At 74.4% G+C, this 20,227-nt stretch carries 18 protein-coding genes; 10 read left to right on the top strand and 8 right to left on the bottom strand.

Annotated features, from left to right (window positions below; translation table 11 throughout):
* The first annotated feature begins 30 nt into the window (after positions 1 to 30).
* Complete coding sequence (locus ACFY7C_RS05510) at positions 31 to 1,005, top strand: helix-turn-helix transcriptional regulator (RefSeq protein WP_389644103.1); 975 nt, start codon at positions 31 to 33, stop codon at positions 1,003 to 1,005.
* On the opposite strand, the gene ACFY7C_RS05505 is transcribed toward ACFY7C_RS05510, so the two are convergent.
* The gene (locus ACFY7C_RS05505) at positions 972 to 1,895 is read right to left on the bottom strand and encodes an NmrA family transcriptional regulator (protein ID WP_389644101.1); all 924 of its coding nucleotides are present in this window, start codon (positions 1,893 to 1,895) and stop codon (positions 972 to 974) included. The genes ACFY7C_RS05510 and ACFY7C_RS05505 overlap by 34 nt on opposite strands.
* Positions 1,896 to 1,976: 81 nt before the next feature.
* On the opposite strand from ACFY7C_RS05505, the gene ACFY7C_RS05500 reads away from it, so the two are divergent.
* Both ACFY7C_RS05500 and ACFY7C_RS05495 read left to right on the top strand, forming a co-directional pair.
* On the top strand, positions 1,977 to 2,909 hold the full coding sequence (locus tag ACFY7C_RS05500) for a cupin domain-containing protein (RefSeq protein ID WP_389644098.1): 933 nt from the start codon (positions 1,977 to 1,979) through the stop codon (positions 2,907 to 2,909).
* An 87-nt stretch (positions 2,910 to 2,996) separates the two neighbouring features.
* The gene (locus ACFY7C_RS05495; protein ID WP_389644095.1) at positions 2,997 to 4,004 is read left to right on the top strand and encodes a class I SAM-dependent methyltransferase; all 1,008 of its coding nucleotides are present in this window, start codon (positions 2,997 to 2,999) and stop codon (positions 4,002 to 4,004) included.
* A 15-nt stretch (positions 4,005 to 4,019) separates the two neighbouring features.
* Here ACFY7C_RS05495 and ACFY7C_RS05490 read toward each other — a convergent pair whose 3' ends face one another.
* The 6 genes from ACFY7C_RS05490 to ACFY7C_RS05465 form a co-directional block, all read right to left on the bottom strand.
* The gene (locus tag ACFY7C_RS05490; RefSeq protein ID WP_389645979.1) at positions 4,020 to 4,814 is read right to left on the bottom strand and encodes an aldo/keto reductase; all 795 of its coding nucleotides are present in this window, start codon (positions 4,812 to 4,814) and stop codon (positions 4,020 to 4,022) included.
* Between the two features lie 92 nt (positions 4,815 to 4,906).
* Positions 4,907 to 5,770 carry an ABC transporter ATP-binding protein gene (locus tag ACFY7C_RS05485; RefSeq protein WP_389644092.1) on the bottom strand — a complete coding sequence of 288 codons (864 nt, stop codon included), beginning with the start codon at positions 5,768 to 5,770 and terminating at the stop codon, positions 4,907 to 4,909.
* Positions 5,767 to 8,478: an ATP-binding cassette domain-containing protein gene (locus tag ACFY7C_RS05480; RefSeq protein ID WP_389644089.1), complete on the bottom strand. Its 2,712-nt coding sequence runs from the start codon at positions 8,476 to 8,478 to the stop codon at positions 5,767 to 5,769. The genes ACFY7C_RS05485 and ACFY7C_RS05480 overlap by 4 nt, the downstream gene beginning before the upstream one ends.
* Before the next feature lie 12 nt (positions 8,479 to 8,490).
* Positions 8,491 to 9,756 (bottom strand): ABC transporter substrate-binding protein, encoded by a 1,266-nt coding sequence (locus tag ACFY7C_RS05475; protein WP_389644086.1) that lies wholly within the window; start codon positions 9,754 to 9,756, stop codon positions 8,491 to 8,493.
* Between the two features lie 111 nt (positions 9,757 to 9,867).
* On the bottom strand, positions 9,868 to 11,697 hold the full coding sequence (locus tag ACFY7C_RS05470) for an AMP-dependent synthetase/ligase (protein WP_389644083.1): 1,830 nt from the start codon (positions 11,695 to 11,697) through the stop codon (positions 9,868 to 9,870).
* 312 nt (positions 11,698 to 12,009) lie between these two features.
* Entirely contained in the window at positions 12,010 to 12,882 is an 873-nt protein-coding gene (locus ACFY7C_RS05465) for a LysR substrate-binding domain-containing protein (protein ID WP_389644080.1), read from the bottom strand.
* Between the two features lie 109 nt (positions 12,883 to 12,991).
* Here ACFY7C_RS05465 and ACFY7C_RS05460 point away from each other — a divergent pair, with 109 nt between their 5' ends.
* From ACFY7C_RS05460 to ACFY7C_RS05450, 3 genes are all read left to right on the top strand, one after another.
* Positions 12,992 to 14,164 carry a bile acid:sodium symporter family protein gene (locus tag ACFY7C_RS05460; protein ID WP_389644077.1) on the top strand — a complete coding sequence of 391 codons (1,173 nt, stop codon included), beginning with the start codon at positions 12,992 to 12,994 and terminating at the stop codon, positions 14,162 to 14,164.
* A 243-nt stretch (positions 14,165 to 14,407) separates the two neighbouring features.
* Entirely contained in the window at positions 14,408 to 14,929 is a 522-nt protein-coding gene (locus ACFY7C_RS05455) for an isochorismatase family protein (protein WP_389644074.1), read from the top strand.
* Positions 14,926 to 15,309 carry a (2Fe-2S) ferredoxin domain-containing protein gene (locus tag ACFY7C_RS05450; protein ID WP_389644071.1) on the top strand — a complete coding sequence of 128 codons (384 nt, stop codon included), beginning with the start codon at positions 14,926 to 14,928 and terminating at the stop codon, positions 15,307 to 15,309. The genes ACFY7C_RS05455 and ACFY7C_RS05450 overlap by 4 nt, the downstream gene beginning before the upstream one ends.
* Before the next feature lie 75 nt (positions 15,310 to 15,384).
* Here the strand turns inward: ACFY7C_RS05450 and fdhD are convergent, their stop codons facing one another.
* On the bottom strand, positions 15,385 to 16,224 hold the full coding sequence (gene fdhD / locus ACFY7C_RS05445; protein WP_389644068.1) for a formate dehydrogenase accessory sulfurtransferase FdhD: 840 nt from the start codon (positions 16,222 to 16,224) through the stop codon (positions 15,385 to 15,387).
* A gap of 217 nt (positions 16,225 to 16,441) precedes the next feature.
* On the opposite strand from fdhD, the gene ACFY7C_RS05440 reads away from it, so the two are divergent.
* The 4 genes from ACFY7C_RS05440 (at position 16,442) to ACFY7C_RS05425 (ending at position 20,091) form a co-directional block, all read left to right on the top strand.
* Positions 16,442 to 17,386, top strand: a complete 945-nt coding sequence (locus ACFY7C_RS05440; RefSeq protein ID WP_389644065.1) for a beta-ketoacyl-ACP synthase III — start codon at positions 16,442 to 16,444, stop codon at positions 17,384 to 17,386.
* Between the two features lie 132 nt (positions 17,387 to 17,518).
* Entirely contained in the window at positions 17,519 to 18,424 is a 906-nt protein-coding gene (locus ACFY7C_RS05435; protein ID WP_389644062.1) for a serine/threonine-protein kinase, read from the top strand.
* Between the two features lie 128 nt (positions 18,425 to 18,552).
* The gene (locus tag ACFY7C_RS05430) at positions 18,553 to 19,311 is read left to right on the top strand and encodes a hypothetical protein (protein ID WP_389644059.1); all 759 of its coding nucleotides are present in this window, start codon (positions 18,553 to 18,555) and stop codon (positions 19,309 to 19,311) included.
* 117 nt (positions 19,312 to 19,428) lie between these two features.
* Positions 19,429 to 20,091 carry a class F sortase gene (locus ACFY7C_RS05425; protein WP_389644056.1) on the top strand — a complete coding sequence of 221 codons (663 nt, stop codon included), beginning with the start codon at positions 19,429 to 19,431 and terminating at the stop codon, positions 20,089 to 20,091.
* Positions 20,092 to 20,227 lie beyond the last annotated feature (136 nt).

The following is a 20,227-nucleotide window of genomic DNA, read 5'->3' as shown; positions in this document are numbered from 1 at the left end:
GTAGGAACGCTTCACTGACATCTTGTGTCAGTGAAGTCCAGCCGTCTTCTGACGATCCTGCTGCTCCTCCAGACCCGTGGCCGGATGACCGCCGCCCAGCTCGCCGAGGAGCTGGAGGTCTCCGTCCGCACCGTCTACCGGGACGTCGAGTCGCTGCACGCCGCCGGAGTGCCGCTGTACGGGGACGCCGGGCACCGTGGCGGCTACCGGCTGCTCGCCGGTCACCGCAACCGGCTCACCGGCCTGTACGCGCGCGAGGCCGAGGCCCTGGTGCTCGCCGGCCTGCCGGCCGCCGCCGACGAGCTCGGCCTCGGCGGGCACTTCGCCGACGCCCGGCTGAAACTGCGCGCCGCCCTGCCCGAACCACTGCGCGAGCACGTGGACCGGCTGCGGGCCCGCTTCCACATCGACGCCCCCGGCTGGTACGCGCGGGACACCGGGGCACCCTTCCTGCCGCAGGTCACCGACGCCGTCCGCGCCGGCCGCGTCCTCGCCGTCCGCTACCGCCGCTGGAAGGAGCCGACCGACGTCGACCGGCGCCTGGAGCCGTACGGCCTGGTGCTCAAGGCGGGCCGCTGGTACCTGGTCGCCGGACCCGGCCCCCGTACGTACCGGGTCGACCAGATCCTCGACCTCACCGTCACCGACGAGGAGGCCGTCATCCCCGACGGCTTCGACCTGGCCGCCCACTGGAGGGCGAGCCAGGAGGACTTCCACGCCCGGCTGCACCGGGGCGAGGCCGTCGTCCGCGTCTCCCCGCGCGGCGCCGCCCGGCTGACCGGCGCCGCCGCCCGCGCGCTCGCCGAGAACGGCACCCCGGAACCCGACGGCTGGACCCGTGCCACGCTGCCCGTGGAGGGTCCCGACCACGCCCATGACACCCTGCTCGCCCTCGGCACGGAGGTGGAGGTCCTCGCACCCGAGGACCTCCGCGAGCGGATCGCCACCACCGTGCGGACCCTCGCCGCGCGTTACGCCGAGGCCGGGCCGGAGGCCGGGGCCTGAGCCGAGGCCAGGGGCGGGCTCGGGGCCTGAGCCGCCCTTGACGGCCGATCGGCCGCCGCGGCGAACGCCCCTGCCGCGTAGGCCGAGAAGTCGCGCGGCTCCCGGCCGAGCACCCGCTTCACCCCGTCCGTCACGTGCGCGTTGTGCCCGTCGAGCAGCGCCGCGAACAGGCCGGCCAGCCAGGCCGCTTCCTCCTCGGGCACCCCGAACCCGCCCAGCATGCCCGCGAATTCGGCCTCGCCCATCGGCACGTACGTCACCTCGCGGCCCGACGCGCGGGACAGCTCCGCCGCCACCTCCGCGAAGGTCAGCGCCCGCGGCCCCGTCACCTCGTGCACCAGGCCCGCGTGGCCGTCGGCGATCAGTGTCGCCACGATCACCTCGGCGAGGTCGTCCGCGTCGATGAACGGCTCCGCCGTGTCACCCGCCGGGAAGGCGATCGTCCCGGCCGCGACCCCTTCGGCGAGCAGCCCCTCGTCGAAGTTCTGGGCGAAGAACGAGGCCCGCACGACGGCGAGTTCGACCCCGGCGTCCTGGACCGCGCCGCGCAGCGCCTCCTCGGCGTGCACCGCCTCCGGCTCGCCGCGCCCCGACAGCAGCGTGAGCCGCCGCAGCCCGTGCGCCGCCGCCAGCTCGCCGAAGGCCCGCAGTGCCTCCGCGGCGCCCGGGGCGCCGAGGTCGGGGTGATAGTTCACATACGCGGCGTCCGCGCCGTCCAGGGCCGGGCCCCAGCCGGCCGGGTCCTCCCAGTCGAAGCGGGTGGTGCCGGTGCGGGAGCCCGCCCGCACCCGGACGCCGTGCTCCGCTAGGCGCCGGGCGACCCGGCGTCCCGTCTTGCCGGTGGCGCTCGTGACCAGCATCGTCCGCGCGGTGTTCGTGTTCGTCGTCATGGCTCAAGACTCGCGGCCGGGGCGGCCGTTTCCCATGCTCCACCGGCTCACCCGCATACGCGTCCGTCTACGCTGGCCGCCATGGACGCACTCGCCGGTCTCCTCGACGGGCCCCGCGCCAAGGGCGCCTTCGTCCTGCGCATGGTCATGGCCCCGCCCTGGTCCGTACGCATCGACGACCGGGCGCCGCTGTGCCTGATGTGCGTCACCGACGGCGAGGCCTGGATCGTGCCCGGCACCGGGGCCCCGATCCTGCTGCGCCCCGGTGACATCGTCATCGTCCGCGGCCCCGAGCCCTACACCGTCGCCCACGCCGCCGACGCCCCGCCGACCGCCGTCGTCGGACCCGGCGGCCACTGCGCCACCCTGAGCGGCGAGCCGCTCGCCGAGTCGATGAGCCTGGGCGTACGGACCTGGGGCAACGCCCCCGACGGTGCCACCACCGTCCTCGTCGGCACCTACCAGCTGTCCGGCGAGGTCAGCCGACGGCTGCTCGACGCGCTGCCCGGCCTGCTCCACCTGCCCGCGGACGTGTGGCGGTGCCCGCTGATGCCCTTCCTCGCGGAGGAGGTCTCCCGGGACGAACCGGGCCAGAGCGTGATCCTCGACCGGGTCCTCGACCTGATGCTCGTCACCGCCGTCCGTGCCTGGTTCGCCCGGCCCGGGGCCGCCGCCCCCGCCTGGTACCGGGCGATGGGCGACCCGGTGGTCGGCCGGACCCTGCGGCTCATGGAGGACGATCCGGCCCGGCCGTGGACGGTCGTCTCCCTCGCCGACGAGGCCGGCGTCTCCCGGGCGGCGCTGGCCCGCCGCTTCACCGAACTGGTGGGGGAGCCGCCGATGGCCTATCTCACCGGCCGGCGCCTCGCCCACGCCGCCGACCTGCTGCGGCAGTCGGACGCGACCGTCGAGTCCGTCGCCCGCCGGGTCGGCTACAGCAGCGCCTTCGCCCTGAGCGCCGCGTTCAAGCGGGTCCGCGGCGTCAGCCCGCAGGAGCACCGCGGCCGCGGTTGACCGGGACGGCCGGTACACCTCAGGGCATCGCTTGCCGGACCGGCAAGTTTTCTCGCGTGCGCGGCAGCGGCGTCGCACGCTGTCCCCATGAGCACGAACGATCACGGCCCGCAGGGCTACGCGCACGACCACCAGGCACACCACGGCGCCCAGGGCCACGGATCCGGCCACGGATCCGGCCATGCGTCGGTCCACGCATCCGGGGACGGTCACCGCCACGGCCACGGACATGGACACGGTCACGACGGCTCCGACCTCGACTGGGCCGAGCTGGCCCCGCTGCTCACCCTGCAGGCGGAGACCCAGAGCCCGCTCTACGCGGAGGCCGCCGCCTGGCTCGCCTCCCTCGCGCCCGGCGCCTCGGTCCGACGGGTCCTGGACTTCGGCAGCGGGCCCGGTGTCGTCACGGCCCTGCTCGCCGAGGCCTTCCCCGAGGCGGAGGTCGTCGCCGTCGACGCGACCCCCGAACTCCTCGCCCTCGCCCGCGAGCGGGCCGACGCCCGAGGCGTCGGCGACCGGGTGAGCACCCTGCGTGCCGAACTCCCCGAGGACTTCGCCGCCTTGGGCACGGCCGACCTGATCTGGGCCAGCAACTCGCTGCACCACATCGGCGACCAGCGGGGCGCCCTCGCCGCCTTCGCCGACGTGCTGAACCCCGGCGGTCTGATCGCCCTCGCCGAGGGCGGGCTGCCCTCCCGCCACCTGCCGTGGAACCAGGGCGTCGGCCGCCCCGGCCTGGAGGCACGGCTCGACGCGGCCAGCGCCGACTGGTTCGGCGAGATGCGGGCGGGGCTGCCCGACACCAAGGAGGAGATCGACGACTGGGGCGCCCTCCTCGCCGACGCCGGGCTCACCCCGAGCGGCACCCGCAGCTTCCTCTGCGACGTCCCCGCACCGCTGCCGGCCCCCGTGCGCGAGCAGATCGTCGCCCACTACACGCGGCTGCGGGAGGGCCTGGCCGAGCGCCTCGCCGCCGACGACCGCGCCGCCGTCGACCGGCTGCTCGACCCGGCCGACCCGCTCTCCCTGCACGGCCGCCCGGACGTCTTCCTGCTCACCGCCCGCACCGTCCACACGGCACGCAAGGCGGCGTGAGCCGGCCGGCGCCGGTCAGGCGCCGGCGTTGAATCCTGCCGGGTCCGGGCCGAGTCGGCGGCCCTCGTCGAGCGCGGCGACGGCCGCCAGGTCCTCGGCGTCCAGCTCGAAGTCGAAGACGTCGATGTTCTCCCGGATACGGGACGGGGTCACGGACTTCGGGATCACCACGTTCCCGATCTGGAGGTGCCAGCGCAGCACCACCTGGGCCGGGGTGCGCTCGTGCTTCCGGGCGATGGCCACGATCGCCGGGACCTCCAGGAGGCCCTTGCCCTGGCCCAGCGGCGACCACGCCTCCGTGGCGATGCCGTGACGGGCGTGCGCCTCGCGGGAGGCGGACTGCTGGAGCTGCGGGTGCAGCTCGATCTGGTTGACGGCGGGCACCACGGAGGTCTCGCCGATCAGCCGCTCCAGGTGCTCGGGCAGGAAGTTGGACACGCCGATGGCCCGGGCCCGGCCGTCGGCGAGGATCTTCTCGAAGGCGCGGTAGGTGTCGACGTACGCGTCCTTCGCCGGCATCGGCCAGTGGATCAGGTACAGGTCGACGTAGTCCAGGCCCAGCCTGCCCAGCGAGGCGTCGAAGGCCCGCAGCGTGGAGTCGTAGCCCTGCTCGCTGTTCCACAGCTTGGTCGTGACGAAGAGCTCCTCGCGGGGGAGCGCCGAGGCGGCGAGGGCCTTGCCCGTGCCCTTCTCGTTCTCGTAGATCGCGGCCGTGTCGATGGAGCGGTAGCCGGCCTCCAGGGCCGTCGTCACGGCCTGCTCGGCCTCGTCGTCCGGCACCTGCCAGACGCCGTAGCCGAGCTGCGGCATCCGCACGTCGTTGTTCAGGGTGAGGAAGGGCACCTTGCTGTCCGTGCTCACGAGGGGTCGTTCCTATCGTCGTCGGTTCACTCCACCCAGCCTCAACGATCACCCGCCCGATCGCATTCCGCCGGACCGGAGAAATCGCGGCCGGGGCCGGGACCGGGCTCGTGCCCGGGGCCGGGTGCGGGGCCGGGACCGGAGCCCGTCCCCGTCCCGGTGCTCGTACCCGCGCCCGCCCCCAGGTACGCGGCCCGGACCCGCGGGTCCGCGCGCACCTCGTGGCCCGGTCCCTCGGCGAGGACCCGACCCAGGTCGAGGACGACGACCCGGGCACACAGCTCCATCACGAAGGACACGTGGTGCTCGACGAGCAGCACCGCACAACCCTCCTCCTCCGCCAGGTGCCGCACCACGGCGGCCAGCCGCCCCCGCTCCCCTTCCGACATGCCCGAGGCGGGCTCGTCGAGCAGGAGCAGCCGCGGCGGATCGGCCAGCGCCCGTGCCAGCTCCGCCATCCGGGCGAGACCCACCGGCAGCGCTCCCGCGTACGCCCCCGCCAGCGCCTCCAGGCCGCAGGCGTCCAGCACCTCGGCGGCCCGGGCCCGGCGGGCGGCCGTGGCGCCCCGGCCGCCGCGGCGCCATTCCTGCGCCACGACCAGGTTGTCCTCGACGGTCAGCCGGCCGAAGAGCTGCTGCCGCTGGAAGGTGCGGCGCACCCCGTGCCGGGCCCGCCAGACGGGCGAGCGGCGGGTGATGTCGGTGCCGTCGAGGAGGATCCGGCCGCTGTTCGGACGGCGGATGCCGGACAGCACGTCGAACAGGGTGGTCTTGCCCGCGCCGTTGGGTCCGATCAGCCCGCAGATCTCGCCGGGCCGCACGGTGAGGTCCACGTCGTGGAGTGCCCGCACCCCGCCGAAGCGGACTCCGATGCCGGTCGCGTCGAGCAGGGCCGGCGCCGTCATGAACGTACCCCCATCCCCAGATAGGCGTCGGCGAGCCGGTCGGCGTCCGCCTCGGCGCGCGGCCCGCACCACACGACCCGGCCCTCCGCCAGATACGCGACGGTGTCCGCGAGCCCCAGCGCCTCGGCCGCCTTCTCCTCGACGAGGAGCAACGCCGTGCCCCGTGCCCTCAGTTCGGCCAGCAGCGCGAAGACCTCGTCGGCCACGCGCGGCGCGAGCCCGAGGGAGGGCTCGTCGGCGATCAGCACCCGCGGCGGGCGCTGGAGCAGCGGGGCGAGGGAGAGCAGCTGCTGCTCGCCGCCGGACAGGGAACCCGCGGCGACGCTACGGCGGGCGGCGAGCGCGGGGAACCGCGCGTACACGGCCTCCCGGTCCGCGGCGGCGGGCAGTTGGAGGGCCAGGTTCTCCTCGATGGACAGCCCCGCGAAGATGCCGCGACCCTCGGGCGCGAGCCGCACCCCGCGCCGGGCCCGCGCCACGACCGTGTCCCCGGCGGCGTCCGCACCGCCGACCCTGACGCCGCCGTCCCTGGCCCGCAGCAGCCCGCCCGCCACCCGGCACAGCGTGGACTTGCCCGCCCCGTTGGCGCCGAGCACCACGACGATCTCCCCGGGCCGCACGGTGAGGCCGACGCCGTGCAGCACGTCCGCGCCCGCGCCGTACCCGGCCCGCAGGCCGCTGATCTCCAGGGCGGGCGCGGGACCCGGCGCTGGGGCGGCGGCGGGGGCGGAGACGGGAGCGGCCCGGGGAACCTTCGGCGCCGGACCCCGGCGGCGCCGTGCCCACCGCGTCGGCACCGCCGCCACATAGCCGTCCGGGTCGTTGGCCAGGGCGAGGCCCGCGAGGCCGAAGAGGACGACCGGAAGGTGGGCGGACTCGGTGACGTACGTGGCGAGCAGATGCGGGGCGACCGCGAAGACGAGGCCCGCGACCACCGCGTACTGCGGGCGGCGGACGCCCGCCGCGACCACGACCGCGAGCCACACCAGGCCCGTCATCGCGGGGAAGTCGGTGGCGGTGATCCGCGTGTTGTACGAGGCCAGGAGCACGCCCCCGAAGCCGGCGAGCCCGGCCGACACGGTGAACACCAGGAGCTTCGTCCACACCACCGACACGCCCGAGGCCGCCGCGGCCGCCGGCGCCGAGCGGACCGCCAGCATCGCCCGGCCGCGGCGCGAGTTCCGCAGCCGCGTCAGGCCCGCCACGCCCACCGCGCACAGCACCACCAGGGCGGCGCCCATGACCCGGTCGTCGGACAGGTCGAGCGGACCCAGGACCGGCCGGGGGATCTCCCAGCCGGTGTCCCCGTTGCGCAGCCACCCGAACTGGAACAGGACCTGGTCGGCCAGGAAGGCCAGCGCGAGGGTGGCCAGGGCGAGCGACCGGCCGCCGAGCCGCAGCGCGGGCAGCGCCACCACCGCGCCGAGCAGCGCCGCCACGGCCGTACCGGCGAGCGCCGCCGCGGCGAAGGGCCACCCGCGGCTCATCAGGAGTCCGGCCACCAGCGCCGCGCCGGTCACGAAGGTCGCCTGCGCGAGCGACACCATCGCGCCGAGCCCCGTCACCACCGTGAAGGAGAGGAAGACGAGGCCGACGGCCAGACCCTGGGCGAGGATGCCGCTCCAGAAGGGGGTGGTGACGGTGAAGAGGGCCACGCACAGCAGCGCCGCCACCATCGTCCACGGCCCCCAGCGGCGGGCCGGGCCGAGCCCGGCGAGCCGGTCGTCGGGCGGCGGTTCGGCGGCCGGGGTGCCGGCGACCCGCTCCCGGCGCGCGAGCAGCACCAGCCCGGCGAAGAGGATGAGGAAGGGCACGGCGGTGCGGAAACCGGTGAGGCCGTCGGCGAAACCCGCGTACCCCGCCACCAGGTTCTGCACCACGCCGAGCCCGAGGCCGGCGGCGAACGCCAGCGGCACCGAGGCGAAGCGGCCGAGGACCGCGGCCGTCGCCGAGACGAAGAGGAACAGGGTGTAGTCGTGCGCGGACAGTCCGAGCAACGGGATCGCGAGCACCCCGGCGAGCCCCGCGAGCCCGGACGAGAGCATCCAGGCGACGGAGGAGAGCCGGTCGGCGTCCACGCCCCGCAGCTCGGCGAGGGAGCGGTTGTCGACGGCGGCCCGCAGCCGCAGACCGAGCCGGGTGTGCCGGAGCAGCAGCCAGAGGCCGACCGCGACGGCGGCCGTCGCCAGCCAGGTGATCAGCTGGTCGGAGTCGACACCGACGCCTGCGCCCGCGCCGTCGACACCGCCGATGCCGAGCGCTTCGAGCGGCTGCCAGGAGACGGCCGGGCTCGGGCCGACCCCGGGCAGGCCGAACTGGTTCTCGGCCGGCTCGACCGGTGCGCCGGCCCGCTGAAGGAGCTCCACCGCCCACAGCCCTGCGGCGGGCAGCGCGACGAGCAGACCGATGGTCGCCGTGATCTGCGCGGTCTCGCCGACCCGGGCCAGCTTGCGGAACATCAGCCGGTCCAGGGCCCAGCCGAGGCCCGGGGCGACGAGGAGGACGAGCAGCAGGGCGGTCGGGACGGCCGGCCAGCCGAAGCCCGAGTGGAGCTCGTGGAAGGCGAGCGCGCACAGGTAGGCGGTGGCGCCGTGCGCGAAGTTGAACAGCCCGGAGGCCGCGGAGGACAGGACGAGTCCGGTCGCGAGCAGCGCGTACAGCGCGCCGGAGACCAGTCCGCTCAGGACGAAGGCGAGGAGGTCGGCCATGGGACCGCCCTTTTAGCGGAACGGGACGGGCGGGTAGCAGCGGAACGGCACGGCCACCTCGTACCGCCCGCCGGTGAGGCGGACGAGCGCGCCACAGCCGAAGCTCTCCTTCTGACCCTTGGGCTCGGCACGGTCGCCGACCAGGGTCCCGGTGTCGGAGAAGCCGTTCGCGGCCTGCTGGAAGGACTCCACGGTGAGGTCCTTGCCGGCCTTGGCGGCGATGGAGAGGAAGAGGTCGGCGCTCATGTAGCCCGTCAGCATGTGCATGTTCAAGGGCACCTCCTTGCCCGCCGCCTTGCGGATGTCGGCCTTGAACCGCCGCATCGCCGGGCTGTCGGACTCGAACGGCTGGAACTGGAGGAGCACCAGAACCCCGTCGAGCGCCTGCCGGGTGGCGTCCTTGGCGAGCAGCCCGGGGTCGTAGTCGGTCGGGTCGGACAGCACGCCGCGGTATCCGGCGCGCTTGAGCGCGGTGAACAGACCGATGTTGTACGGGGTCTGCATCACGGACACGACGGCGTCCGGGGCCTTGCCGCCCGGCCCGGAGCGCAGGATCTCCTTGGTGTACGCCGTCCAGTCGCTCGGCAGGGAGGTGGCGGGCACGGCGGCCCTGGCGTAGGCGAGGTCGAAGCCGGCGGCCTTGAAGCCCTGGGTGAAGGTGCGGATGCCGAACTTCCCGGCGTCGTTGTCGCCCGCGATCAGCGCGACCGAGCGGCCCTGCGCCCCGCCGAGGACGGTGGCGAGTCCCTCGGGCCAGGTCTGGTTGAGGGTGCCGCCGGGGGTGGGGACGAGGCAGCCGTTGAAGCCGTAGATGTGCCGCGGTCCGCAGAAGGAGGGCAGGGTGCCCCAGCCGACGGTGGGCACCGCCTGGGAGTCGAGGAAGTCGGCGCCCGCGAAGGTGACGGAGCTCATCGGCGCGACCGCGAAGACCTTCTCCCGCTGCACGAGCTTGCGGGCGGCGGCGAGATTGCGGGCCGGGTCCTGGCCGTCGTCCTCGGCGCCGAGGTATTCGATGCGCCGACCGTTGATCCCGCCCTCCGCGTTGGCCCGGTCGTAGCGGGCGCGGGCGCCGAGGTCGGTGTCCTTCTTGGAGTAGCCGCTGGCGCTGGTCATGGAGACGATGCCGCCGACCCTGATCGTGTCGGCGGTCACTCCGCGTACGGTGCCGCCCGAGGTCCCCGGCGGGGCCGACGTACCGCCCGTGGACGCGGAGTTACAGGCGGTGGCGAGGAGCAGCGCCGCCGCCGTGGCGGCGAGGGTGCGGAGCGTTCTGGACACGTCGGTCATCCCTCCGTCGGGTGACCGCATTCTGTGAGCGACCTGATGAACCGTCAATAACTGACGACACGTCAATTGATGAGGCGTCAGTACGCTCGAAAGGCCTGCCCGCTAGCGGTACAGCGCGTCGACCTCCGCCGCGTACGCCTGCTCGATCGCCTTCCGCTTCAGCTTCAGGGACGGAGTGAGCAGCCCGTGCTCCTCGCTGAACGGATGCGCCAGGATCCGGAAGGTGCGGATCGACTCGGCCTGCGACACGAGGGTGTTGGCCGCCACCACCGCCCGCCGGATCTCCGTCTCCAGCGACGGGTCGTGCACCAGGTCCGCGGGCGGCAGCGGCGGCCGGTTCTGCATCGCCAGCCAGTGCTCCACCGCCTCCTGGTCCAGCGTCACCAACGCGGCCACATACGGACGGTCGTTGCCCACCACGATGCACTGCGCCACCAGCGGATGCGCCCGCACCCGCTCCTCCAGACCCGTCGGCGACACGCTCTTGCCGCTCGCGGTCACCAGGATCTCCTTCTTGCGCCCGGTGATCGTCAGATAGCCGTCCTCGTCGAGCATGCCCAGGTCGCCGGTGGCCAGCCAGCCGTCGTTGAGCACCGCGCCGGTCGCCTGCGGATTGTTCAGGTAGCCCGAGAAGACGTGACCGCCGTGCAGCCACACCTCCCCGTCCTCCGCGATGTGCACCGTCGTCCCCGGCACCGGCTGCCCGACCGTCCCGTACTTGGTGCGCTCCGGCGGGTTCGCCGTCGCCGCCGCCGAGGACTCCGTCAGGCCGTACCCCTCGAAGATCGTGACGCCCGCGCCCTCGAAGAAGAGGCCAAGCCGCCGGTCCATGCCCGAGCCGCCCGACATCGCGTGCCGCACCCGGCCGCCCAGCGCCTCCCGGACCTTCCCGTACACCGTCTTCTCGAAGAACTGGTGCTGCATCCGCAGCGCCGCCGACGGCCCGGGACCGATGCCGAAGGCCTTGTGCTCCAAGGCCTCCGCGTACTTCACCGCCACGTCCACGGCCTTGTCGAACGCGCCCCGCTTCCCCTCCGCCTCGGCCTTGCGGCGGGCCGCGTGGAAGACCTTCTCGAAGACGTACGGCACCGCGAGCACGAAACTCGGCCGGAAGGCCCGCAGGTCCGGCAGCAGCTCGGAGGCGGCGAGCACCGGCTGATGGCCCAGCTTCACCCCGCCCCGGACCGCCGCCACCTCCACCATCCGCCCGAAGACGTGCGCGAGCGGCAGGAAGAGGAGGGTGGACGCCTCGTCGCCGGGCCGGGAGTGGAAGACCGGCTCCCAGCGGCCGATCAGCATGTCCGTCTCGAACATGAAGTTGGAATGGGTGATCACACAGCCCTTGGGCCGGCCCAGGGTGCCCGAGGTGTAGATCACCGTCGCCACCGACTCGGGCGTCACGGCCTTCCGGTGCCGGTGCACCACGTCCTCGTCGATGTCCGCGCCCGCCGCCATCAGCTCGGCGACCGCGCCCTCACCCGCGTCGAGCTGCCACAGGCGCTGCAGCCGGGGCAGCCGGTCGATCACCGAACCGATCGTCATCGCGTGGTCCTCGTGCTCCACCACGCACGCGGTCACCTCGGCGTCGTGGAGCATCCAGTACACCTGCTCGGTGGAGGAGGTGGGATACACCGGCACCGGCTGCGCGCCGAGCGTCCACAGCGCGAAGTCGAACAGCGTCCACTCGTAACGGGTCCGCGCCATGATCGCGACCCGGTCGCCGAAGCGCACGCCCTGCGCGATCAGCCCCTTCGCCAGCGCCAGGACCTCGTCCCGGAACTCCGCGGCCGTCACATCACGCCAGTGGCCCTCGGCGTCCTTGCGGCCGAGCGCGACCCGGTCCGGCTGCCGCTCGGCGTGGTCGAACACGGCGTCGGCCAGACCGCCTACCTGGGGCGCCGCCTCGACGGGCGGCACGGTGAACTCGCGCACTGACCTGCTCCCTCCCCCGTCCGACGTCGCGCTCCCGCACGGCGCCGGTGAACCTACCCCACACCGCAGTGCGGTGGGAGAACCTTCACCAAGCCGCGACATTGCACGTATCCACAGGTCAGCGGCGGGAAACCGGACAAGTGATCGGTTCGCGCGCGTCGTTGCCGAACCCCCGGTAAGGCGGGGCGGCCGGAATCTCCACGGAATCTGTACGGAGCGCTCACCTGGGCCGGTGGAGGCGGGCGCGCAGGGGGCGGGACGGGGCCGCGGCGGCCGGTCCGGGGCAGCGTGTCCACGTGGCCCGGCCCGGCGTCAGCGCGGGCGGTGGAGGCGGTCGCCGCCCGCGAGGATCGCCGAGGCCAGCGCGTCCGCCGCGTCCTGGGTCGGTCCGCGCCGCCGCCCCTTGCGCAGCACGAAGTCCACCGCGCCGAGCTCCGGCAGCCCCGTACGGGCCGGCAGCTCGACGAGGCCGGGCGGCACCAGGCCACGGGTGTGCGCCATCACGCCGAGCCCCGCCCGCGCCGCCGCCACATTGGCGCTCAGGCTGGAACTCGTACAGGCGATCCGCCACGCCCGCCCCTGCGCCTGGAGCGCCTCCAGGGCGCGGGCCCGGGTGATCCCGGGCGGCGGATAGACGATCAGCGGCACCGGGCGGTCCGGATCGAGCCGCAGCCGCGGCGCCCCGATCCACACCAGGACGTCCTGCCAGACCAGCTCCTCCCCTTCGCTCACCGTGCCGCCGCGCCGCTTGGCCAGTATCAGATCCAGCCGTCCCGCCTCCAGACGGGACTGGAGCGTGCCCGACAGCTCGACCGTGAGCTCCAGGTCGACCTCCGGATGCTCGCGCCGGAAGGCCTCCAGGATCTCCGGCAGCCGGGTGGTCACGAAGTCCTCCGAGGCGCCGAAGCGCAGCCGGCCGCGCAGCCGGGTCCCGGTGAAGAAGGCCGACGCCCGCTCGTGCGCCTCCAGGATCGTGCGGGCGAAGCCGAGCATCGCCTCGCCGTCCTCGGTCAGCTCCACGCCGTGGGTGTCCCGGACGAAGAGGGGCCGGCCGGTCGCCTCCTCCAGCCGCCGCACGTGCTGGCTGACGGTCGACTGGCGCAGCCCGAGCCGCCGGGCGGCCTGGGTGAAGCTCAGGGTCTGGGCCACCGCGAGGAAGGTGCGCAGCTGGCTGGGCTCGTACACGCCTCCGACGCTATCGCGGGCAGCGGGGGGTGGTCATCACGTTTCGTGATGACAGTCAGTGCGCTGTACGGGATTCCCGATCACCGGGGCTTCCACCAGGATGGGTCCCATGAGCTCCCGCCCGTCCCGCGCCCCCCGCGGGCCCCTGCTGCCTTCCTGGCTGCCGATCGACCCGTACATCCTGGCGCTGCTCGGCACGGTCGGGCTCGCCGCCCTGCTGCCCGCGTCCGGGACGGCGGCGACGGTCGCGAACGGTGCCTCCACCGGCGCCGTCGCGCTGCTCTTCTTCCTCTACGGGGCGCGGCTCTCCACCCGCGAGGCGTGGGAGGGGCTCAAGCACTGGCGGCTCCACGTCACCGTGCTCGCCTGCACCTTCCTGCTCTTCCCGCTGCTCGGACTGGCGGCGAGGGCGCTCGTGCCGACGGTCCTCACCCCCGATCTGTACGGCGGATTCCTCTTCCTCTGCCTGGTGCCGTCCACCATCCAGTCCTCGATCGCCTTCACCTCGATCGCCCGGGGCAACGTGCCCGCCGCGATCTGCGCCGGCTCCTTCTCCTCCCTCGTGGGCATCCTCCTCACCCCGCTGCTCGCCGCCCTCCTCCTCGGCAACAGCGCGGGCGGCCTCTCCGCCGACTCGCTGGTCAAGATCGTGCTCCAGCTGCTCGTGCCGTTCCTGGCGGGGCAGCTCCTTCGTCGCTGGATCGGCGGGTTCGTCGGCCGGCACAAGAAGGTGCTCGGCCGTGTCGACCGGGGCTCGATCCTGCTCGTCGTCTACACGGCCTTCAGCGCGGGCATGACCCAGGGCGTCTGGCACCTGGTGACTCCGGCCAGGCTCGGTCTGCTCCTCGTCGTGGAGGCGGTGCTGCTCGCCGTCATGCTGGCGCTGACCTGGTACGGGGCCCAGCGGCTCGGGTTCGGACGGGAGGACCGCATCGCCATCCAGTTCGCCGGCTCCAAGAAGAGCCTGGCCGCCGGACTGCCGATGGCCAGCGTCCTGTTCGGCGCCCACGCCTCGCTCGCCGTGCTGCCGCTGATGCTCTTCCACCAGATGCAACTGATCGTCTGCGCCGTCCTCGCCCGCCGCCGGGCCCGCGACCCGGAGGCGGCCGCGGAGCCGCTCGACGTCCCGGAGCGGGATGCCGCGGCCGGAGCGGGGCGGGAGCCGTCAGGCCAAGCCGGGACGGTGCCGGCCGACGAGCCGACGGCGGACGAGGGGGTGGGAGCGGGGGCCGGGGCCGAGGCGGGAGCCGGAGCTGGGGCCGGGGCGGGGGCGGGCCGCTAGGCGGTCCGCGGAGAGGAGCGCCGTCCCGCCCAATTCCGGCCATGGCCGCTCACCCTCCGCCCGCCCGCGGCGGGCCCGCGCGGCTCCGCACTCCGCTCCGCCCAGCGCCCTCGACCCGGCGGAGCCGGGGCCTGTCCCTGTGCCCCGCCCCCGCCTCCCGGCAGCGCCCCCGCCCCGCGTCCGTTGGCGGGATCACATCGCCGGCCGCCCCGCGGTGATCATCCAGGCCGATACGGTGCTCCCATGCCCGCACTCGATCCCGACCGCACCGCGCTCGTCCTCGTCGACCTGATGGAACGCATCGTCGCGCTGCCCCTCGCCCCCCGACCCGGCACCGACGTCCTCGCCGCGGCCGGCCGGCTCGCCGAAACCTTCCGCGCCGCCGGTGCCCCCGTCGTCCACATCCGGGTCGAACGACCCGGCGTCGACACCCAGCCTCCCGGCAGCGACCTCGTCGCCGAGCTCGTCCGCGACGGCGACGACGTCGTGGTCAAGCGCACGATCGGCGGGTTCCACGACACCGGGCTGCACGCGCTCCTCAGCGGGCGCGGCGTGTCCACCCTCGTGTTCGGCGGCATCGCCACCAACCTCGGCGTCGAGTCCACCGCCCGGGCCGCGGCCGACCTCGGCTACGACCTCGTCTTCGCCGAGGACGCCATGACCGCCCTCACCGCCGACGAGCACCGCGCCTCGGTCCAGCTGGACTTCCCGCGCCTCGGCACCGTCGCCACCACCGGCGCGATCACCCTCGGCGGCGCCGGATGAACCGCGTGCCGATACGGTACGGGGCCCGCCCCTGCTCCCTGGTCGTCTGCCGCGGCTGCTGCTGCGGCGACGCCCGCAAGAACCCCGGCATGGACCACGACGGTCAGCTCGCCCGGCTCCAGGAGGCCGCCGCGGCCTCCGGCGGCCGGCTCGTCGTCCGCACCAGCGACTGCCTCGGGCCCTGCGCCCAGGCCAACGTGCTCGTCGTCCAGCCGTCCACCGAGGGCCGCCGCCGGGGCGGCCGGGCCGCCTGGATCGGCTGGAGCGCCGACCACGACTGCCTCGACGAGGTCCTCGCCTGGACCGCGGCCGGCGGGCCCGGAATCGCCCCGCCCCCGGCCACCCTCGAACTCCAGATGATCGACCCGCCCCGGACCTGACCATCCCTGGAACCTGATCCGCCCCCGGACCCGACCCTGGTGTGCCCCGGACCCCACCCGGCCCTGGTGTGCCCCCTAGGGGGCCTCGTCCACGACGATCCGGTGCTCACCCGCGTACACGTTCATGTCCTGCCCGCGCAGGAAACCGACCAGGGTGAGCCCGGACTCGACCGCCAGGTCCACCGCGAGCGACGACGGCGCCGACACCGCCGCCAGGACCGGCACGCCCGCCATCACCGCCTTCTGCGCCAGCTCGAACGAGGCCCGCCCCGACACCAGCAGCACCGCCCGCTCCAGCGGCAGCCGGCCCTCCCGCAGCGCCCGCCCCACGATCTTGTCCACGGCGTTGTGCCGCCCCACGTCCTCCCGTACGTCGAGCAGTTCGCCCTCCTCCGAGAAGAGCGCCGCCGCGTGCAGGCCGCCGGTCCGGTCGAAGACCCGCTGCGCCGCCCGCAGCCGGTCGGGCAGCGCCGACAGCAGCCCGGGCGCGAGCCGCAGCGGGGGAGCGTCGGCGATCGGGAAGCGGGCCGTGGTGCGGACCGCGTCCAGGCTCGCCTTGCCGCACAGGCCGCAGGACGAGGTCGTGTAGACGTTCCGCTCCAGCGTGATGTCGGGGACGGCCACCCCGGGAGCCAGCTGCACGTCCACCACGTTGTACGTGTTGGAGCCGTCCTCCGTCGCCCCCGCGCAGTACACGATGTTCCGCACGTCCGAGGCGGCCGCGAGCACGCCCTCGCTCACCAGGAAACCCGCCGCCAGCGCGAAGTCGTCGCCCGGCGTCCGCATGGTGATCGCGATCGGCCGGCCGTTCAGCCGGATCTCCAGCGGCTCCTCCGCCACCAGCGTGTCCGGCCGGGTGCTCACCGCCCCGCCCCTGATGCGCACCACACGTCGTCGCTCGGTGACCCGTCCCATGGTCGCTGCACTCGTTTCTGTCCGTGCGGGACGTCGCTGTCCCCGCGGAACGCCCCCAGGGGCCTGACCGGCCCATTCTCCTCTTGTCACGGTCGAACAGGCACTTCGGGTGAATCTTGGTGGTTTACGTCACCTGTTACCCATCAGTCGCTGACGAGACTGGGTGGTCCTGCCGCACGAACGAACCGACGAACGAATCACCTAGGGGGCCCCGGGCATGACGGGCACACGAATCGCCGCGCTCGGGCACTACCAGCCCGCCAAGGTGCTCACCAACGACGACGTGGCCGAACTCGTCGACACCAGCGACGCGTGGATCACCAGCCGGGTCGGCATCCGCACCCGGCACGTCGCCGGGCCGGAGGAGCCGGTCGACGAACTCGCCGCACACGCCGCCGGCAAGGCACTCGCCGCCGCCGGCCTCGTTCCCGGCGACATCGACCTGGTGCTGGTCGCCACCTCCACCGCGATCGACCGCTCGCCTAACACCGCCGCCCGCGTCGCGGCCCGCCTCGACATGGCGTCACCCGCCACCATGGACCTCAACGTGGTCTGCGCCGGCTTCACGCACGCCCTCGCCACCGCCGACCACGCCGTCCGGGCCGGCGCCGCCCGCCGCGCGCTCGTCATCGGTGCCGACAAGATGACCGACGTGACGGACTGGACCGACCGCACCACCTGCGTCCTCGTCGGCGACGGCGCGGGCGCCGCGGTCGTCGAGGCGACCGAGACCGACACCGGGGCCATCGGCCCCGTCCTGTGGGGCTCGGTCCCCGAGATGGGCCACGCCGTCCGCATCGAGGGCACCCCGCCGCGCTTCGCCCAGGAGGGCCAGGCCGTCTACCGCTGGGCCACCCAGCAGCTCCCCGCGCTCGCCCGGCAGGTCTGCGAACGCTCCGGCACGGCTCCCGAGGAGCTGGCCGGCGTGGTGCTCCACCAGGCCAACCTGCGGATCGTCGAGCCGCTCGCCGCGAAGATCGGCGCGGTCAACGCCGTCGTCGCCCGTGACGTCGTCGACTCCGGCAACACCTCGGCCGCCTCCGTACCGCTCGCCTTCTCCAAGCTGGTCGAACGCGGCGAGCTCCCCTCCGGGGCCCCGGTCCTGCTCTTCGGTTTCGGCGGAAACCTTTCGTACGCGGGGCAGGTCGTCCGCGTGCCGTGACCGGCGCGGTCCGGGTGTTCGGCGAGGACCGCGCGATCGACGTCTCCGTGACGCTCATCTCCTGTGCGCTGAAGGCTCGTCGCCGTCGAACGGGGGACAGATGGTCGGGGCGGCAGAGGACGTGGGCCCGCCGTGCGGGAGCTCCACCCGCACGAGCCGCGCACCATCGGCACGTACCGGCTGCTCGGCAGGATCGGCGCCGGCGGCATGGGCACGGTCTGCCCGGCGCGGCGGGACGGCTCCGCCACCCAGGTGACCCTGAAGACCATCCACCCCGAACTCCTGGGCCACCCGGGGCTGCTGAGCCGCTTCGAGCGCGAGGCCGAGGCGCTGTCCATGGTGTCCGGCGCCTACGCGGCCCGGGTGCTGGACTCGGGGGTGGACCAGGGACGGCCGTACCTGGCCACGGAACTCCTCGACGGCCGGCCCCTCGACGTCCACCCGCGCGAACTCGGCCCCCTAGGGGCCCGGGAGCCGCTGCGCGCGCTCGCCCGCGCCCTGGCGGCGGCACTCGCCGGCATCCACCGGCTCGGCCTGGTCCACCGCGACCTGAAGCCCGCCAACATCATGCTGACCAGCGCCGGACCCCGTCTGCTCGACTTCGGCATCGCGACGATCGTGGACCGCACGCGGCTCACCGCGACCGGCCGGAGCCCCGGCACCCTCACCTACATGGCGCCCGAACAGTTCGACGACGGGCCGGTCGGGCCCGCCGCCGACGTGTGGGCCTGGGCGTGCTGCGTGGTGTGCTCCGCGCACGGGGACAGCCCGTTCGCCGCGACGGGCATCGGCGCCGCGTACCGCAGGATCACGGAGACCGGCCCCGAACCCTCGGCGCTCGCCGCGGTCGAGGCGATCGATCCGGGGCTCGCCGCCGTCGTACGGCAGGCGCTCGGCCGCCGCCCGGAGGACCGCCCCGTCGACGGTTCGCCCCTCCTCGCGCTCCTCGGCCAAGGGCCCGGGAGCACCGTGCCCGACGCGCGGGCGGTGCACGAGGAGGTCACACGGGGTTGGCGGTCCCTCCGAGCCGACGGCTGACCCGTTCGGCGGAGCCCGGTGGCGGGGCGTGCGGCGCGCGCCTAGCTTCGGACGCGGCGAGGGTCTGCTCCCCGACTCCTCTGCAAAGGCCCTCCGCCCGTCCGCTCTCGCGTGATCGGAGGACCCCCATGCGCGCGATACGCACCGCCGCCTCAACGGTCCTGCTCGGCCCCCTCGCCGCCGTCGCCCTCGTGCTGTCCGGGCCCGCGGCCGTGGCCGACGAGGGCGGCCCGGACGACGGCGGAGTCCCCGCGCTGGACGCCGGTCCGCCCGCTCCGGACGGCGGCTTGCCTCCGCTCCCCCTGGAAGGCGACATCGGCGGCGAGATCCCGGAAGGCGAGATCCCGGAGGGCGGTATCCCTGCGGACGGCATCCCGGCCGGTGAGATCCCGGACGGCGACGGCTTCCCGAAGGAAGGGACCGGGCACGACATCACTTCCTTCGGCTTCTCGGTCACGCCCTCGACCGTCGCCCCCGGCGGCACCGTCACGCTGAAATCCGACGGCTGCGAAGTGCCCACCGTGACCGTGGAGTCCGGAGTCTTCGACAAGGTCACCCTGCACGAAGGGCGCCCGGGCACCGCGACCGTCGACTCCGACGCCAAGCCCGGCGCGCGGTACGAGGTCACCTTCGACTGCAAGGGCGAGCGCGGCACCACCACCCTCACCATCGCGGGCGGCGGTCATCCCACCGCCCACCCCACCGCCCACCCCACCCTTCCTCCGACTCCGCCCACCGGCGCCCGCAAGGGCGTGAAGGCGGGCTTCGGCACCGGTTCCGAGGACGAGGTCGGCATCACCGAGGTGGTCACCGGCACCGTGCTCATCGCCGGCGCGCTCGGCGCCGCCGTGGTGCTGATCCGCCGCCGCGAGGGCAGCGGGACCTGAGACGGCTCCTCCGCCCCGGTGTGACGAGGTCCGGGGCGGAGGAGCGCCACACGAGAAGACGCACGACAGGAAAGCGCGACAAGACGGCACGAGGTGCGAGGAGAGGGCGGGACGGACGTGCAGGGGTCGAGCGGACCGACGGGCGGCGGACCGGGACGGCGCGGTGCCTGGGGCCTCGTCGCCGTCGTGCTCCTGGTGGGCGTGCACCTCGTGCGCGGCGGGGCGGGGGAGTGGCCGGCCGAGGGTCCCCCGCAGCCGGTGGCCGCGGCGGCACCCGGTCGGGGCGGGGGCGCCGCCGCCGGATCCGTACCCGATCCGCTGCCCGCCTCGGCGCCCGTACGGATCCGTGTGCCGGCCGTCCGGGTCGACGCCCCGGTCACCCGGGTGGGCCTGGACGGCGGCGGCTGGATCGAGGTCCCGCCGCCGTACGACCGAGGCCCGGCCGGCTGGTTCACCGGCTCCGTCACGCCGGGCGAGCGGGGCACCGCCGTGGTCGTGGGCCATGTCGACACGCCCGCGGGCGGGGCAGCCGTCTTCTACGGCCTCGGGGCACTCACCCGGGGTCAGCGCGTCGAGATCGCCCGTGCCGACGGACGGACGGCGGTGTTCACCGTGTACGGCATCGAGGTCGTCCCCCAGGACGACTTCCCCGCCGAGCGGATCTACGGCTTCACCGGCGCCCCGGAACTCCGGTTGATCACCTGCGGCGGTCCGTACGCGCCGAAGGGCGGATACGAGGGCAACGTGGTGGTCTCGGCCCGTCTGGCCGAGGTGCGCTGAGGGCGCCCCGGGTTCGGCGCCGCGGGCTCCACCTCCCTTTGTCCTCACTCGGGAAAAAGTGAGGGTCGATTCCCGCGCAACTTCTTCCCACCCCGGGACACCGCTGCTACGTTCCCCTCGAAAGCCCGACAGGACG

This window comes from Streptomyces sp. NPDC012769 (genome assembly GCF_042901205.1).
Taxonomy (GTDB): Bacteria; Actinomycetota; Actinomycetes; order Streptomycetales; family Streptomycetaceae; genus Streptomyces.
This window is presented reverse-complemented; position numbering and strand designations above follow the sequence as displayed.